The 13,923-nt window shown below is 64.8% G+C and carries 12 protein-coding genes; 6 read left to right on the forward strand and 6 right to left on the reverse strand.

All coding sequences use genetic code 11. From position 1 onward, the window contains the following. Positions 1-78: 78 nt before the first annotated feature. Positions 79-693, forward strand: a complete 615-nt coding sequence (locus ACLEJU_RS25845) for a Yip1 family protein (protein WP_435424404.1) — start codon at positions 79-81, stop codon at positions 691-693. A gap of 18 nt (positions 694-711) precedes the next feature. Here the strand turns inward: ACLEJU_RS25845 and ACLEJU_RS25850 are convergent, their stop codons facing one another. From ACLEJU_RS25850 to ACLEJU_RS25870, 5 genes are all read right to left on the reverse strand, one after another. Then, positions 712-972, reverse strand: coding sequence for a DUF1652 domain-containing protein (locus tag ACLEJU_RS25850; protein WP_435424403.1), 261 nt, complete (start codon positions 970-972; stop codon positions 712-714). A gap of 217 nt (positions 973-1,189) precedes the next feature. After that, entirely contained in the window at positions 1,190-2,101 is a 912-nt protein-coding gene (locus tag ACLEJU_RS25855) for a DNA-3-methyladenine glycosylase family protein (RefSeq protein WP_435424402.1), read from the reverse strand. Positions 2,102-2,241: 140 nt separating this feature from the next. Continuing rightward, a complete protein-coding gene (locus ACLEJU_RS25860) occupies positions 2,242-3,129 on the reverse strand; it encodes a pirin family protein (RefSeq protein WP_435424401.1) in 888 nt (295 codons plus the stop codon). A 100-nt stretch (positions 3,130-3,229) separates the two neighbouring features. Then, entirely contained in the window at positions 3,230-4,102 is an 873-nt protein-coding gene (locus tag ACLEJU_RS25865) for an alpha/beta fold hydrolase (RefSeq protein WP_435424400.1), read from the reverse strand. Between the two features lie 21 nt (positions 4,103-4,123). Continuing rightward, positions 4,124-4,753, reverse strand: coding sequence for a LysE family translocator (locus ACLEJU_RS25870; RefSeq protein ID WP_435424399.1), 630 nt, complete (start codon positions 4,751-4,753; stop codon positions 4,124-4,126). Between the two features lie 123 nt (positions 4,754-4,876). On the opposite strand from ACLEJU_RS25870, the gene ACLEJU_RS25875 reads away from it, so the two are divergent. Continuing rightward, positions 4,877-5,356 carry an N-acetyltransferase family protein gene (locus ACLEJU_RS25875; protein ID WP_435424398.1) on the forward strand — a complete coding sequence of 160 codons (480 nt, stop codon included), beginning with the start codon at positions 4,877-4,879 and terminating at the stop codon, positions 5,354-5,356. 3 nt (positions 5,357-5,359) lie between these two features. Here the strand turns inward: ACLEJU_RS25875 and ACLEJU_RS25880 are convergent, their stop codons facing one another. Continuing rightward, positions 5,360-6,493, reverse strand: coding sequence for an MFS transporter (locus ACLEJU_RS25880; protein WP_435424426.1), 1,134 nt, complete (start codon positions 6,491-6,493; stop codon positions 5,360-5,362). Between the two features lie 352 nt (positions 6,494-6,845). On the opposite strand from ACLEJU_RS25880, the gene mexE reads away from it, so the two are divergent. From mexE to ACLEJU_RS25900, 4 genes are all read left to right on the forward strand, one after another. Continuing rightward, positions 6,846-8,087, forward strand: coding sequence for a multidrug efflux RND transporter periplasmic adaptor subunit MexE (gene mexE / locus ACLEJU_RS25885; RefSeq protein WP_435425058.1), 1,242 nt, complete (start codon positions 6,846-6,848; stop codon positions 8,085-8,087). A gap of 12 nt (positions 8,088-8,099) precedes the next feature. After that, positions 8,100-11,279, forward strand: coding sequence for an efflux RND transporter permease subunit (locus ACLEJU_RS25890; protein WP_103447103.1), 3,180 nt, complete (start codon positions 8,100-8,102; stop codon positions 11,277-11,279). Further along, entirely contained in the window at positions 11,276-12,694 is a 1,419-nt protein-coding gene (locus tag ACLEJU_RS25895; RefSeq protein WP_435425059.1) for an efflux transporter outer membrane subunit, read from the forward strand. The genes ACLEJU_RS25890 and ACLEJU_RS25895 overlap by 4 nt, the downstream gene beginning before the upstream one ends. A 167-nt stretch (positions 12,695-12,861) precedes the next feature. Beyond that, positions 12,862-13,917, forward strand: a complete 1,056-nt coding sequence (locus ACLEJU_RS25900) for a tetratricopeptide repeat protein (protein ID WP_435425060.1) — start codon at positions 12,862-12,864, stop codon at positions 13,915-13,917. Positions 13,918-13,923 lie beyond the last annotated feature (6 nt).

The raw sequence follows: 13,923 nt of genomic DNA on the forward strand, positions 1-13,923 counted from the left end.
AACGGCCACGCACCCGGCTGAACCTGTCGCAAACGGCGGATCTCCATAACTACAAGGCCCTGCCTTCTGGAGAACGCCATGAACAGCCCGTTGCTCAAGCTTTTCACCCACCCCGCCGACGCGTGGATCGACATCCGTCGCGCCGAGGAAGACCACCCGCAACAATATCTGCCGCGCCTGCTGGCGCTGGCCCTGATCCCTGCCCTGTGCCTGTTCGTCGGCACCACCACCTTTGGCTGGAGCCTCGCCGCTGAAGACCGCGTGCGCCTGAGCATGGCCAGCGCCGCGCAACTGGCCGGGCTGCTGTATGCCACCACGGTGGTCGGGGTGATGCTGATGGGGGTGATGATCCGCTGGATGTCGCGCGGCTTCGATGCGCAACCAACCCTCAATCAGTGCATCGGCTTCGCTGCCTATTGCGCCACGCCGTGGTTCTTCGCCGGCGTGTTCGGCCTGGCGCCGATCCGCTGGTTGGCACTGCTGGCGCTGGTCGCCGCATCAGCATACGCCACGGTGTTGCTGTACGGCGGCTTGCAGACCTTCCTGCGCCTGCGCAAGGAACAGGCCATTCTGTTTGCCAGCTGCGTGTGGGGGGTGGGGTTGCTGGTGCTGGTGACCATCCTGGTGTCGATGATCCTGTTCTGGAGCAACGGCCTGATGCCGGAATACGTGCGCCCGGCCAGCCTCGGCTGACCGGTGCACTTCAAGTGCTCAGGCGATGGCCCTGAGCACCGGCGGCTGGGTGTCTCGCAGGGTGTGCAGCTGGCCGACCAGATTCACCAGGTCGCGACAACTGTTCAAGCTCTGCAGTGAGACCCCGGAGAGGGTTACGCCCTCCTCCAGGCTTTGACCTTGCCCCAGGCGGATGGTCAGGGTAGTGCCGTCCGGGCAGCTGACCTCGCAGCGGTCGGGCAGGCAGGCCTGCTCGATGATCTGCCGCATTTCCAGCATCGAAACTCCTATTAACGACATGGTACGACCCTCTATGTACTTGGATGGCCTGTTGTGTGTGAGTACGCCTTTGGCAGGCAGGGCGCCAATTGATATTGCACATGCCCAAGCGGGGCGTCCATGCGCCGGGGCAATGATCGTGCGGAAGAATCATCTAGCACCTTAGTGGAAGAACGATGATCGACCTCGCCTGTTCGATCGAATGCTGGCACTTCGCGACAAGCGGTCGCTGACTACCCTAGCTGGCCGCCAGGGACGCCCATAGATGTTGCGCGGCATAAGCGCGCCAGGGTCGCCAAGCCTGGGCGCGTCCGGCCAGTTGTGCGTCGGGCCCTTCCAGCAGGCGCAGGGCCTTGGCCAATGCCACATCGCCCAACGGCAATGCATCAGCCGCACCCGCTTGGCGCAGCGCCAGATAGAGAGCGCTCCAAGGGCCGATGCCTTTCAGCCGGCAGAGGTTGGCCAACAGCGGCGCCAGGGCCTGGCCCTTTCGCAGCAATTCTGGTTCTGCCAGCAGTGCCCGCGCCAACGTACCCAAGGTGGCAGCGCGTGCGCGGGGCATGCCGAGGTTTTCCAGGTCCGCGTTGGCGAGCACCTTCGGCGTCGGGAAGACATGGGTCAGGCCAGCGGCCGGCAGACGCAATGGCTGGCCATGACGCGCCACCAGGCGTCCGGCCAGGGTCATGGCACCCGCTACGCTGATCTGCTGGCCGAGCACCGTGCGCATGGCTTGCTCGCAGGCGTCCCACCCTTGGGGCACGCGCAGGCCTGGGCGGACGGCGAGCAGCTTGGCCATCAAAGGGTCGCGGCACAGCTCGGCGGCGATGCGTGTGGGGTTGGCGTCGAGGTCGAAGAAGCGGCGAATGCGAGCAATCACGCCTGGGACAGCAGAGGCAGGCACGCCGCTGAGCTGGATGAACAGGCGATTGCCGCTGGCGGGCCGGGCTTCGAGTACAGCGTGTTTGCAGGCCACGGGGAAACTGCGGCGATAGGTGCCAGCGCTGAAGGTTTCGATGCCGGGAATGCAGCGGGCGGCCAGGAAGGCCAGGGTCGAAGGCCAATGGTAGGGCGTGGGATAGCGCAGCCACAAAGTGTGCTGGCCCAAGGCATTGAGTGAGCGGTGGACGGCGTGCAGTCGGGTAAGTGGCATCGCTGCATCATGCCAAGATTTGCAGGGTTTGTACCGGCCTCTTCGCGGGTAAACCCGCTCCCACAGGGACCGCACAGATTTCAGAGCCTGTGCAGTATCTGAGGGAGCGGGTTTACCCGCGAAGAGGCCGGTACAGGCAATCAATGATCCAGGCCAGCCCCCTCGCCCGCCATCTGCCCAAACCGCCCGGCGTGGAAATCATCGAACGACTCGGCAATCTCCGCCTGGCTGTTCATCACGAACGGACCATAACCGACAATAGGTTCATCGATCGGCTCACCACTGAGCAGCAGCAGGCTGGTGCCTTCGAGCGCCTCGATTGCCACATCCTCGCCACCGCGCTCCAGCAAAACCAGGCTGGCCGGGCCGGCTTCGCGCTCGCCGTTGACCCGCACGCTACCGTGCAGCACCACCAGTGCAGCATTGTGGCCGTCGGCGATCGGCAATTGCAGGCTGGCACCCGCCTTCAGACGCAGGTCCCATACCTCCATCGGGGTAAAGGTCCGCGCGGGACCAGCATGCCCTTGATAGGCACCGGCAATCACCCGCAGGCTACCGGCGTCGCCTTCCAGTTGCACCACGGGGATATCCGCGGACAATAGCGTCTGGTACCCGGCGGCCTCTCGCTTGTCACGCCCCGGCAGGTTGACCCACAGCTGCACCATCTCCAGCGTGCCGCCGGTACGGGCGAACTCCGGTGAATGGAATTCTTCATGGATGATGCCGTTGGCGGCCGTCATCCACTGCACATCACCCGGGCCAATCAGGCCGCCGGCACCGGTCGAGTCGCGGTGCTCCAGCTCGCCCTGATAGACGATGGTCACGGTTTCGAACCCGCGATGCGGGTGCTGGCCGACACCGCGACGGTCGCTGGTCGAGGTGAAGTCGTACGGGCCGGCATAGTCCAGCAGCAGGAACGGGCTGATCTTGCTGGCCAGGTCGTCGTAGGTGAACAGGCTGCGCACAGGGAAACCATCACCCACCCAATGGGCGTGAGGGCTGCGGTGGATACCCAGGATCTTTTTCATGAGAAGTCTCCTCTCTAAGCTGGGTTGACCTTACCAATGAGCCCAATAAACCGGTAGCTGGGTGAAATGGCACTGATCGTTCCATCAGTGGAACAGCCAGTCACGCTTGCAGGTAATCGAGCACCTTCTGCGAGGCCATCGCCGGATCCTCCTGCATGAAGCAGTGACCACCAGGGACCTGAACGGCGTCCACCATCGGGTTGAGGCTGGCCAGGCGCTGCACCGAATGTGGTACGAATGGATAAGTGTGTTCGCCATAGAGCACCAGCGTCGGCACTTGGATGGCAGTCAACTGCGCCCACATGCGCGACGGGAACGAGCTGAAGATCTCTACCTCGCGGCTGGGCCGGCACTTGAGCACCACCCCTTCGCCGCAGTCACCGATCGCGTGCTCGACATACGCCTGCAGCGCCGCGTCGGTCCAGCCCTTGAAGATGCCACGCCCCTGCAGCGATGCCCGCGCCGCCTCACGGTCCGGCCAATGGCTACGTCGGCTACCAGCCTTGCGCGCCAGGGCATGTCTGCGGTGCAGGCCGACCAGCGCAGCCACACCCATCACACCGATCATGCGCCGGCTGAACAGCACCGGGTCGAGCAATACGGCACGGGCGAACAACCCCGGCTGGCTGGCCAGCATCAAACCGGTCAGCACGCCACCGAAGCTATGCCCCACTGCATAACGAGGAACCTCGCCATATTCCCCACGGCCAGCCTCGAAGGCTTCCACCGCCAGCGCAGCGGTACGGTTCCAGCCGCGGAAGTCGCCGCCATGGTCGCTGTCACCATGACCCTGCACATCGCAGAGCCACAGATCGAAATGTTCACTCAGGCTCAACAGCAACGGCTGGTAGGCCAGACAGCAAAAGCCATTACCGTGCAGGAAATGCAGCAACGGCTTGCCGCTGGCTGGCGAGCGCCAGCCACGCAGGGTGAAGCCTTCGGAGCTGTCAAAGGACCAGGGAATCAACTGCATTGGCTTGCTGTACTCATGGGTTCATGAAAACGCCGATTCTACAAACAGCAACGGGTAGAGTGAAATCACCAGCAGCAAGGCCATCAGGACATTGAACAGCATCAGCCAGCGCGGGTTCTGCAGCAGGTTGCGCAGGGCGCTGCCAAACATCACCCAGACGCCGACGCTGGGCAGGTTGACCAGGGCGAACAGCGCAGCAATCACCACCACGTTCATCACATAACCTTGAGCTGGCGTGTAGGTGGTGATCGCCCCCACCGCCATCACCCAGGCCTTGGGATTGACCCACTGGAATGCCGCAGCACCCCAGAACCCCAGCGGCTTGCGCGCGCTCGGCGAGTCGCCGCCGAGCGGCCCAGAGGTGGCGATCTTCCAGGCCAGGTACAACAAGTAGGCCGCACCGGTGTAACGCAACGCGGTGTACAGCGACGGCCAGGCCTTGAACACCTCGCCGAGGCCCAGGCCCACCGCCAGCACCATGACCATGAAACCGACGCTGATGCCGATGGCATGCGGGATCGAACGGCGCACGCCAAAGTTCACACCCGAGGCCAGCAGCATGGTGTTGTTGGGCCCCGGTGTGATCGAGGAAACGAAGGCGAACAGCACGAAGGCGGTCAGCAGGTCGGCAGAGGCAAGCATGGCAGGCATTCCAGAATTGTTGCAGGTGCTGTCACACTAACGGAGTCGCCCTGCCCAGCGACCGATACAGTTGTATTAAATTATACAGATACACATTACTGTACCGCTCATTAGAACAAGGAAGCCCCCTGCATGAGCCTGACCATCCGCCCTGCTGTTCGCACCGATGCCGCGCAGATTCTCGCCTACATCACCGAGCTGGCCGAGTACGAGCGCGCCCGTCACGAAGTGGTCGCCACACTGGACGATATCGAGCACAGCCTGTTCGATGAAGGCAGCACCGTGCACAGCCTGATCTGCGAGCGCGACGGCAAGGCCATTGGCTTTGCCGTGTATTTCTACAGCTATTCGACCTGGCAGGGCCGCAACGGTATCTATCTGGAAGATTTGTACATCACCCCTGAGCAGCGTGGCGGTGGCGCGGGGCGGGATGTGCTGCGGCACATTGCACGCGAAGCGGTGGCCAAAGGCTGCGGGCGCTTCGAGTGGAGCGTGCTGAACTGGAACGAGCCAGCGATCGGCTTCTACCAATCGCTGGGCGCCGAGCCGCAGGATGAATGGGTGCGTTACCGACTCGATGGCGACAGGCTGTTGGCGTTTGCCAAGGGCTGAACCTCAAACTGCGCCGGGCGTGGCGCGCACCCGGCGCATCACCACGGCGACCAGCAGCACGTTGGTCAACGCCAGCAGACACAGGGTCAGCAACACCCCCATCGAGCCGAAGTGCTCGAACAGAAAGCCGCCCACGACCGGCGTGAGTGCCTGCCCGATCAGCGACGGCCGCGACATGCGCCCCATCAGCAGCACATATTGCGCCGGCGGCATCATCGCCAGCGGCAGCAGCCCGCGCACGATCGCCCGCAGGCCATTGCCGCAGCCGAACACCAGCAAGCCCACCGCCGTAGCTGCCGGGACAAAGGTCACCATCAGCAACCCGATCAACACCAGGCTCACCCAGGCCAGGGCAGTCCAGATCGGGTGGCGCTTGCCCGCCAGGATCTGCAGCACCCGCGACGCCACCTGGCTGGGCCCGAGCATCGCCGCCAGGCCGATGGCCACCGGCAGCGAGTGCCCCAACCCCTGAAGGACGGCCACCAACTGTACGGCGATGGCGGTCATGATGATCGCGCCGATGGCAAACATGCTGGTCAGCAGCAGGTACAGCGGGCGGTCCACGCCGACCGCGTCGCCTTGTGCCTGCGCCTTGGCCGCCACCTCGACCCGCCCACCCGCGGGCAGCACTCGCCAGTACAACGGTGCGACCACCACGATCAGCACCAGTGCGCAGCAAACGCAGGTCGCCCGCCAGCCGAAGTGTTCGATGGCCAGGGCCACGGTCGGCCAGGACAGGGTCGAGGCGAAGCCGGCAATCAGAGTGATGCCGGTAATCGCCTTGCCCGCGCCTTCGCCATACAGCCCGCCGAGGGTGGCGAACAGCGCTTCATACAAACCCATGGCCATGCCAATGCCGATCACCGCCCAGGCCAGCAGGAACAGGCCGAGGTTGTGGCTGGCAGCCATGATCAGCAAACCCACCGCCACAACCGCGCCGCTGGCGGCCATTTGCGGGCGGCCGCCGTAGTGGGCGACCAGCCGGCTGGACAATGGAGCCAGCAGCGCCGAGACCATCAGGCTCAGGGATAGCGCACCGTAGACCCATTGGCTGGGCCAGCCGGTGTCGCGGCTGATCGGGTCGGCCATTACCGCCATGAGGAAGAACGAGCCGCCCCAGACCAGGATTTGCAGCACGCCGAGGAGGACGATGCCGAGGGGGCCAGGCAGGCGGTGGTAAGTGTGCAAGGTGGGGCCTATTTCAGTCGCTGTGCGGGGGGCTGCACTGGCCTCTTCGCGGGTAAACCCGCTCCCACAGGATTATCACAAGCCTCGCGCTGTGTGCATTACCTGTGGGAGCGGGTTTACCCGCGAAGAGGCCAGTGCAGCAGTTAGAGAGCTTAAGCCCAAGCTCCGTCACATGCCCGCAATCGATGTTTGATCCAGACATATCATTGCGCGTGATAATAGCTTTCGCTCCGTTCGATTCGTGCGCCACGCGCAAGACACTCACACTCCGCCTACTACTAATACATTGGCGGAGTTCTCCATGGATCACTCACTCAAACCCTTGCGCTTCCCCCTCGCTGCCCTGGCAGTGGTGGTGCTCAGCGCTTGTGGCCGCACCCCCGACGCCGTGCAGGCTCCCGCCGCGCCCAAGGTCAGCGTCGCCAAGGTCATCGAGCAGCCGATCAACGAATGGGACGAGTTCACCGGCCGCCTGGAAGCGCCGGAAACCGTGGAAGTGCGCCCACGGGTCTCCGGCCAGATCGACCTGGTGGCCTTCACCGAAGGTGCCCAGGTGAAGAAAGGCGACCTGCTGTTCCAGATCGACCCGCGCCCGTTCCAGGCAGAGGTCCGCCGCCTTGAAGCACAGCTGCAACAGGCCAAGGCCACCGCCATCCGCAGTGCCAACGAAGCCCGCCGTGGCGAGCGCCTGCGTGACAGCAATGCCATTTCCGCCGAGCTTGCCGAGTCGCGCAGCAGCGCCGCTGCCGAAGCCCGCGCCGGGGTCGATGCGATCCAGGCCCAGCTCGACCTGGCCCGCCTGAACCTCAGCTTCACCCGCGTCACCGCGCCGATCAGCGGCCGCGTCAGCCGCGCCGAATTCACCGCCGGCAACATCGTCACCGCCGATGTCACGCCGCTGACCAGCGTGGTGTCCACCGACAAGGTGTACGCCTACTTCGACGCCGACGAGCGCGTGTACCTCAAGTACACCCAGCTGGCGCGTGAAGGCCAGCGCGGCCAGAGCACCCCGGTGTACCTGGGCCTGACCAACGAAACCGGCAACCCGCACCTGGGCCAGATGAACTTCGTCGACAACCAGGTCAACCCGCGCACCGGCACCATCCGCGGTCGCGCCGTGTTCGACAACCGTGACGGCCAGTTCACCCCAGGCCTGTATGCCCGCCTGAAGCTGGTCGGTAGCGCCCAGTACGACGCTGTGCTGATCAACGACGAAGCGGTCGGCACCGACCTTGGCAAGAAGTTCGTGCTGGTCATGGACAAGGACAACAAGGCCGCCTACCGCGCCGTGGAACTGGGGCCGAAGCTCGAAGGCCTGCGCATCGTGCGCAGCGGCCTGGCCAAGGACGACCGCATCGTGGTCAAGGGCCTGCAGCGCGTGCGCCCTGGGTCGCCGGTGACCCCGGAAGAAACGCCGATGGCCAGTGAACAGACCCTCGCCGCCCTCGCCCAACAGCGCCAGGCCCTCGAAGCCAGCAACTCGGCGCAGAAAGTAGCGGGCTCCACCGAAAAAGTCGCCAGCGCCCAGGCGCCACGCGGTTAAGGGATCACACCGATGAACTTTTCGAAATTCTTCATTACCCGGCCGATCTTCGCCGCGGTGCTGTCGCTGGTGCTGCTGATCGCGGGTTCGATCTCGCTGTTCCAGCTGCCGATCAGCGAATATCCCGAAGTGGTACCGCCCACCGTGGTGGTACGCGCCAACTTCCCCGGTGCCAACCCCAAGGTGATCGGTGAAACCGTCGCCGCGCCGCTGGAGCAGGCCATCACCGGTGTCGAGAACATGCTGTACATGTCCTCGCAGTCCACCGCCGACGGCAAGCTGACCCTGACCATCACCTTTGCCCTGGGCACCGACCTGGACAACGCCCAGGTGCAGGTGCAGAACCGCGTCACCCGTACCCAGCCCAAGCTGCCGGAGGAAGTGACCCGGATCGGCATCACCGTCGACAAGGCTTCGCCCGACCTGACCATGGTCGTGCACCTGACCTCGCCGGACAACCGCTACGACATGCTCTACCTGTCCAACTACGCCATCCTCAACATCAAGGATGAGCTGGCGCGCCTGGGCGGCGTCGGTGACGTGCAGCTGTTCGGCATGGGCGACTACTCGCTGCGCGTGTGGCTCGACCCGAACAAGACCGCGTCGCGCAACCTGACCGCCAGCGACGTGGTGGCCGCGATCCGTGAGCAGAACCGCCAGGTCGCCGCCGGTCAGCTGGGCGCCCCGCCCGCCCCCGGTTCGACCAGCTTCCAGCTGTCGATCAACACTCAGGGCCGCCTGGTCAACGAGGAAGAATTCGAGAACATCATCATCCGTGCAGGTGCCGATGGCGAGATCACGCGCCTGAAAGACATCGCCCGGGTCGAGCTCGGTTCCAGCCAGTACGCCCTGCGTTCGCTGCTGAACAATCAGCCGGCCGTGGCCATCCCGATCTTCCAGCGCCCGGGCTCCAACGCCATCGAGATTTCCGACGAAGTGCGGGCGAAGATGGCCGAGCTGAAGAAGGACTTCCCGGAAGGCATGGACTACAGCATCGTCTATGACCCGACCGTGTTCGTCCGCGGCTCCATCGAAGCGGTGGTGCACACGCTGTTCGAAGCGCTGATCCTCGTCGTGCTGGTAGTGATCCTGTTCCTGCAGACCTGGCGCGCCTCGATCATCCCATTGATGGCCGTACCGGTCTCGCTGATCGGTACCTTCGCGGTGATGCACCTGTTCGGCTTCTCGCTCAACGCCTTGTCGTTGTTCGGTCTGGTGTTGGCCATCGGTATCGTGGTGGACGACGCCATCGTCGTGGTGGAGAACGTCGAGCGCAACATCGGGCTGGGCCTGAAACCGCTTGAAGCCACACAAAAAGCCATGAGTGAAGTGACCGGGCCGATCATCGCCACGGCGCTGGTACTGTGCGCGGTGTTCGTACCTGCCGCATTCATTTCCGGCCTTACCGGGCAGTTCTACAAGCAGTTCGCGCTGACCATCGCCATTTCCACGGTGATCTCGGCATTCAACTCGCTGACCCTGTCGCCGGCACTAGCTGCCGTGCTGCTGAAGGACCACCACGCGCCGAAAGACCGCTTCTCGCGGTTCCTCGAGCGCCTGTTGGGCAGCTGGCTGTTCGCCCCGTTCAACCGCTTCTTCGACCGTGCCAGCCACAGCTATGTCGGCGGCGTGCGCCGGGTCATCCGCTCCAGTGGCATCGCCCTGTTCCTCTATGCCGGGCTGATGGGCCTGACCTACCTGGGCTTCTCGTCCACCCCGACCGGCTTCGTGCCGGCCCAGGACAAGCAGTACCTGGTGGCCTTCGCCCAGTTGCCTGACGCCGCCAGCCTCGACCGCACTGAGGCGGTGATCAAGCGCATGAGCGAAATCGCCCTGGAGCAGCCGGGCGTGGCCGATTCGGTGGCCTTCCCGGGCCTGTCGATCAACGGCTTCACCAACAGCCCGAACAGCGGCATCGTGTTCACCCCGCTCAAGCCTTTCGACGAGCGCAAGGACCCGAGCCAGTCGGCCGCGGCCATCGCGGCCGCGCTGAACGCCAAGTTCGCTGACATCCAGGACGCCTACATCGCGATCTTCCCGCCACCGCCCGTGCAAGGCCTGGGCACCATCGGCGGCTTCCGCCTGCAGATCGAGGACCGCGGCAACCTGGGCTACGAAGCGCTGTACAAGGAAACCCAGAACATCATCGCCAAGAGCCATAACGTGCCGGAACTGGCGGGCCTGTTCACCAGCTACCAGGTCAACGTGCCGCAGGTCGATGCCGCCATCGACCGGGAAAAGGCCAAGACCCACGGCGTGGCAATCACCGACATCTTCGACACCCTGCAGGTCTACCTGGGCTCGCTGTACACCAACGACTTCAACCGCTTTGGTCGCACCTACCAGGTCAACGTCCAGGCCGAGCAGCAGTTCCGCCTCGATGCCGAGCAGATCGGCCAGCTGAAGGTGCGCAACAACCTCGGCGAGATGATCCCGCTGGCGACCTTCCTCAAGGTCAGCGACACCTCCGGGCCTGACCGGGTGATGCACTACAACGGCTTCATCACCGCCGAGATCAACGGCGCTGCAGCCCCTGGCTACAGTTCCGGCCAGGCCGAGGCGGCGATCGAGAAGCTGCTCAAGCAAGAGCTGCCCAACGGCATGACCTTCGAGTGGACCGACCTGACCTATCAGCAGATCCTCTCGGGCAACACCGCGCTGTTCGTTTTCCCGCTGTGCGTGCTGCTGGCCTTCCTGGTGCTGGCCGCCCAGTACGAAAGCTGGAGCCTGCCGCTGGCGGTGATCCTGATCGTGCCGATGACCCTGCTGTCGGCCATCACCGGGGTGATCGTGTCGGGTGGTGACAACAACATCTTCACCCAGATCGGCCTGATCGTACTGGTGGGCCTGGCGTGCAAGAACGCCATCCTGATCGTCGAGTTCGCCAAGGATGAACAGGCCAAGGGCCTCGACCCGCTGGCTGCGGTGCTGGAAGCCTGCCGCCTGCGTCTGCGGCCGATCCTGATGACCTCGATCGCCTTCATCATGGGCGTGGTACCGCTGGTGTTCAGCTCCGGTGCCGGCTCGGAAATGCGCCACGCCATGGGTGTGGCGGTGTTCTCGGGGATGATCGGCGTGACCGTGTTCGGCCTGTTCCTGACCCCGGTGTTCTTCTTCCTGATCCGTCGCTTCGTCGAGCGTCGCCAGGCCCGCAAGGCCGAGCACGCAGCCGTGCTGGAGAACCACGCATGAACCTGCTCAAACCACTGACCCCAAGCCTGCTGGCGCTGGCACTGGCAGCCTGCGCGGTCGGCCCGGACTACAAGACCCCGGATACCGAACCCGCACAATTCGACAGCACTGATGTGCAGGCCAAGGCCTTCGACCGCAGCCGCTTCGAAAGCGTGTGGTGGAAGCAGTTCGACGACCCGGTGCTGAACCAGCTGGTGCAGGCATCGCTGGACGGCAACCGCGACCTGCGCGTGGCCTTCGCCCGGCTCAAGGCTGCCCGGGCGATCCACGATGACGTCGCCAACGACCAGTTGCCGGTGGTCACCAGCCGCGCCAGCAGCGAGATCGGTAAAGGCCAGGTTCCCGGCCAGACCACCCAGCGGGTCAATCAGGAGCGCTACGATCTGGGCCTGGACATGGCCTGGGAGCTTGACCTGTTCGGCCGTATCCAGCGCCAGATCGAGGCCAGCGAGGCCCAGGAAGCGGTGGCCCAGGCCGACCTGCAACAGCTGCAGGTCAGCCTGATCGCCGAACTGGTCGACGCTTATGGCCAGCTGCGCGGGGCGCAACTGCGCGAGAAGATCGCCGTGGCCAACCTCAAGACCCAGCAAGAATCACGCAGCATCACCGTGACGCTGCGCGACGCCGGGGTTGGCAACGACCTCGACGTCGTCCGTGCCGATGCCCGCCTGGCGGGTGTCGAGGCCACGGTGCCGCAGCTGCAAGCCGAACAGGCCCGGGCGCGGCACCGCATCGCCACCCTGCTCGGCCAGCGCCCGGACGCACTGAGCGTCGACCTGTCGCCCAAGGCCTTGCCGGCCATCGCCAAGGCCTTGCCGGTGGGCGACCCGGGCGAGCTGCTGCGCCGTCGCCCGGATATCCGCAGCGCCGAGCGCCAGCTGGCCGCGGCCACCGCCAATGTCGGCGTGGCCACCGCCGACCTGTTTCCACGGGTGAGCCTCAGCGGCTTCCTCGGCTTTACCGCGGCCCGTGGCTCGCAGATCGGCTCCTCTGCCGCCAATGCCTGGGCGCTGGGGCCGAGCATCACCTGGGCCGCTTTCGACCTGGGTAGCGTGCGGGCTCGCCTGCGCGGTGCCAAGGCTGATGCCGACGGCGCCCTGGCCAACTATGAACAGCAGGTGCTGCTGGCCCTGGAAGAGTCGGCCAACGCCTTCAGCGACTACGACAAGACCCAACAGCGGCTGTTGTCGCTGATGCGCCAGAGCGAGGCCAGCCGCAAGGCGGCCGACCTGGCCTCGGTGCGTTACCGCGAAGGCACGGTGGACTACCTGGTGCTACTCGATGCCGAACGCGAACGCCTGAGCGCCGAAGACGCCCAGGCCCAGGGCGAGGTCGAGCTGTACCGCGGCATTGTCTCGATCTACAAGGCACTCGGCGGTGGCTGGCAGCCGGAGACCGTCGCCAGCGCTCGCTGATCCGCCCTGTTTCAACGACTCCTTTGGTTGGTTCCTCCCCCAACCGTTTGCCCCGCCGACCTTGGTCTGCGGGGCTTTTTTATGGCCCCTTGGCGCCCCTGCGGCTTGCAGCCCAGGGCATTCTGCCCCAAGCTCTGCCTTCCCACCGCCATGGACCGCAGCGCCCGATGCCCAGACGCCACCGCTACCTGATCGCCGTACTGCTGCTGATCCTGGTGACGCTCGCCATCGTTTTCCTGCGCCGGGACGACAAGCCCGCGCCACCGGTGCTGCCACCCCACAGCTACGGCAAGGCGCTGCGCCAGGCACATGACGGTTTGCCAGGTGCCGCCCGGGTGCTGTACCAACAACTGCAGCGTGATGACCTGACACCGATCCGCCGCGCCGCACTGTATGCCGAATTGCCCAACTACCCATCGCCGCAGGCACTGAAGCTGGCCCGCCTGGACCTGGAAAACGACGATCCACTGGTGCGCCGCGCAGCCATTGCCAGCGTCCGCAAGCTACTGCCACCCTCTCAGCGCAGCCTGGTGCTGGGGCCGCTGCTGGACGATGACGAGCAGAGCGTGCGCTTTGCCGCCGTGGACGCTTTGCTCGGCCTCGACCCGGATGCCATCGGTCTGTATTTCGGCCCGTTGCAGACCGCGCTGGAGCAATACCAGCAGGCCCTGGAAAAACAACCCGACGACGCCGAGGCCCAGGTGCACCTGGCGCGCCTGTACTTGCACGAAAATGATTACGACCAGGCGGCCACAGCCCTGCAGCGCAGCCTGGCCGTGGCCCCCGATGGCCTCGACGCCCTGGCCACCCAGGTGCGTTTGCTGGAACGCCAAGGCCACCATGACCAATCCCGCGAGGTGCTGGCCAAGGCCCTGGCTCTGCGCCCGGACTCGGCGTTTCTGCAATACGAGCTTGGACTGTGGCTGATCCGCCATGATCAGCGCGAATACGCCCTTCTTGCCTTGTCGCGCGCGGTGGAGCTGGAGCCGGAGAATGCCGACTATCGCTACACACTCGCAGTGACCCTGCACGAGCTGGATCAGTCCGACGCCGCGCAGAAGCAGCTGGAAACCTTGCTCAGCCGCCAGCCGGCCAATCGCCGGGCGCGGGTGCTGCTGATCCAGTACTGGAAGGAAACCGGCCAGTTGCAGAACGTTCAGGTGCTGCTGGCTGAACTGGAGCGGCAGAACCCGGACGATCCCTTCCTGCAACAAGGGCTGTAAAATGCG

It is taken from the genome of Pseudomonas sp. SMN11, assembly GCF_052041945.1.
Taxonomy (GTDB): Bacteria; Pseudomonadota; Gammaproteobacteria; order Pseudomonadales; family Pseudomonadaceae; genus Aquipseudomonas.

Bases quoted from the DNA above. Each gene is read 5' to 3' on its own strand.
- mexE (WP_435425058.1), top strand. From the start codon at position 6,846: ATGGATCACTCACTCAAACCCTTGCGCTTCCCCCTCGCTGCCCTGGCA.
- ACLEJU_RS25855 (WP_435424402.1), bottom strand. From the start codon at position 2,101: ATGCCACTTACCCGACTGCACGCCGTCCACCGCTCACTCAATGCCTTG.
- ACLEJU_RS25860 (WP_435424401.1), bottom strand. From the start codon at position 3,129: ATGAAAAAGATCCTGGGTATCCACCGCAGCCCTCACGCCCATTGGGTG.
- ACLEJU_RS25850 (WP_435424403.1), bottom strand. From the start codon at position 972: ATGTCGTTAATAGGAGTTTCGATGCTGGAAATGCGGCAGATCATCGAG.
- ACLEJU_RS25845 (WP_435424404.1), top strand. From the start codon at position 79: ATGAACAGCCCGTTGCTCAAGCTTTTCACCCACCCCGCCGACGCGTGG.
- ACLEJU_RS25890 (WP_103447103.1), top strand. From the start codon at position 8,100: ATGAACTTTTCGAAATTCTTCATTACCCGGCCGATCTTCGCCGCGGTG.
- ACLEJU_RS25875 (WP_435424398.1), top strand. From the start codon at position 4,877: ATGAGCCTGACCATCCGCCCTGCTGTTCGCACCGATGCCGCGCAGATT.
- ACLEJU_RS25865 (WP_435424400.1), bottom strand. From the start codon at position 4,102: ATGCAGTTGATTCCCTGGTCCTTTGACAGCTCCGAAGGCTTCACCCTG.
- ACLEJU_RS25895 (WP_435425059.1), top strand. From the start codon at position 11,276: ATGAACCTGCTCAAACCACTGACCCCAAGCCTGCTGGCGCTGGCACTG.
- ACLEJU_RS25900 (WP_435425060.1), top strand. From the start codon at position 12,862: ATGCCCAGACGCCACCGCTACCTGATCGCCGTACTGCTGCTGATCCTG.
- ACLEJU_RS25870 (WP_435424399.1), bottom strand. From the start codon at position 4,753: ATGCCTGCCATGCTTGCCTCTGCCGACCTGCTGACCGCCTTCGTGCTG.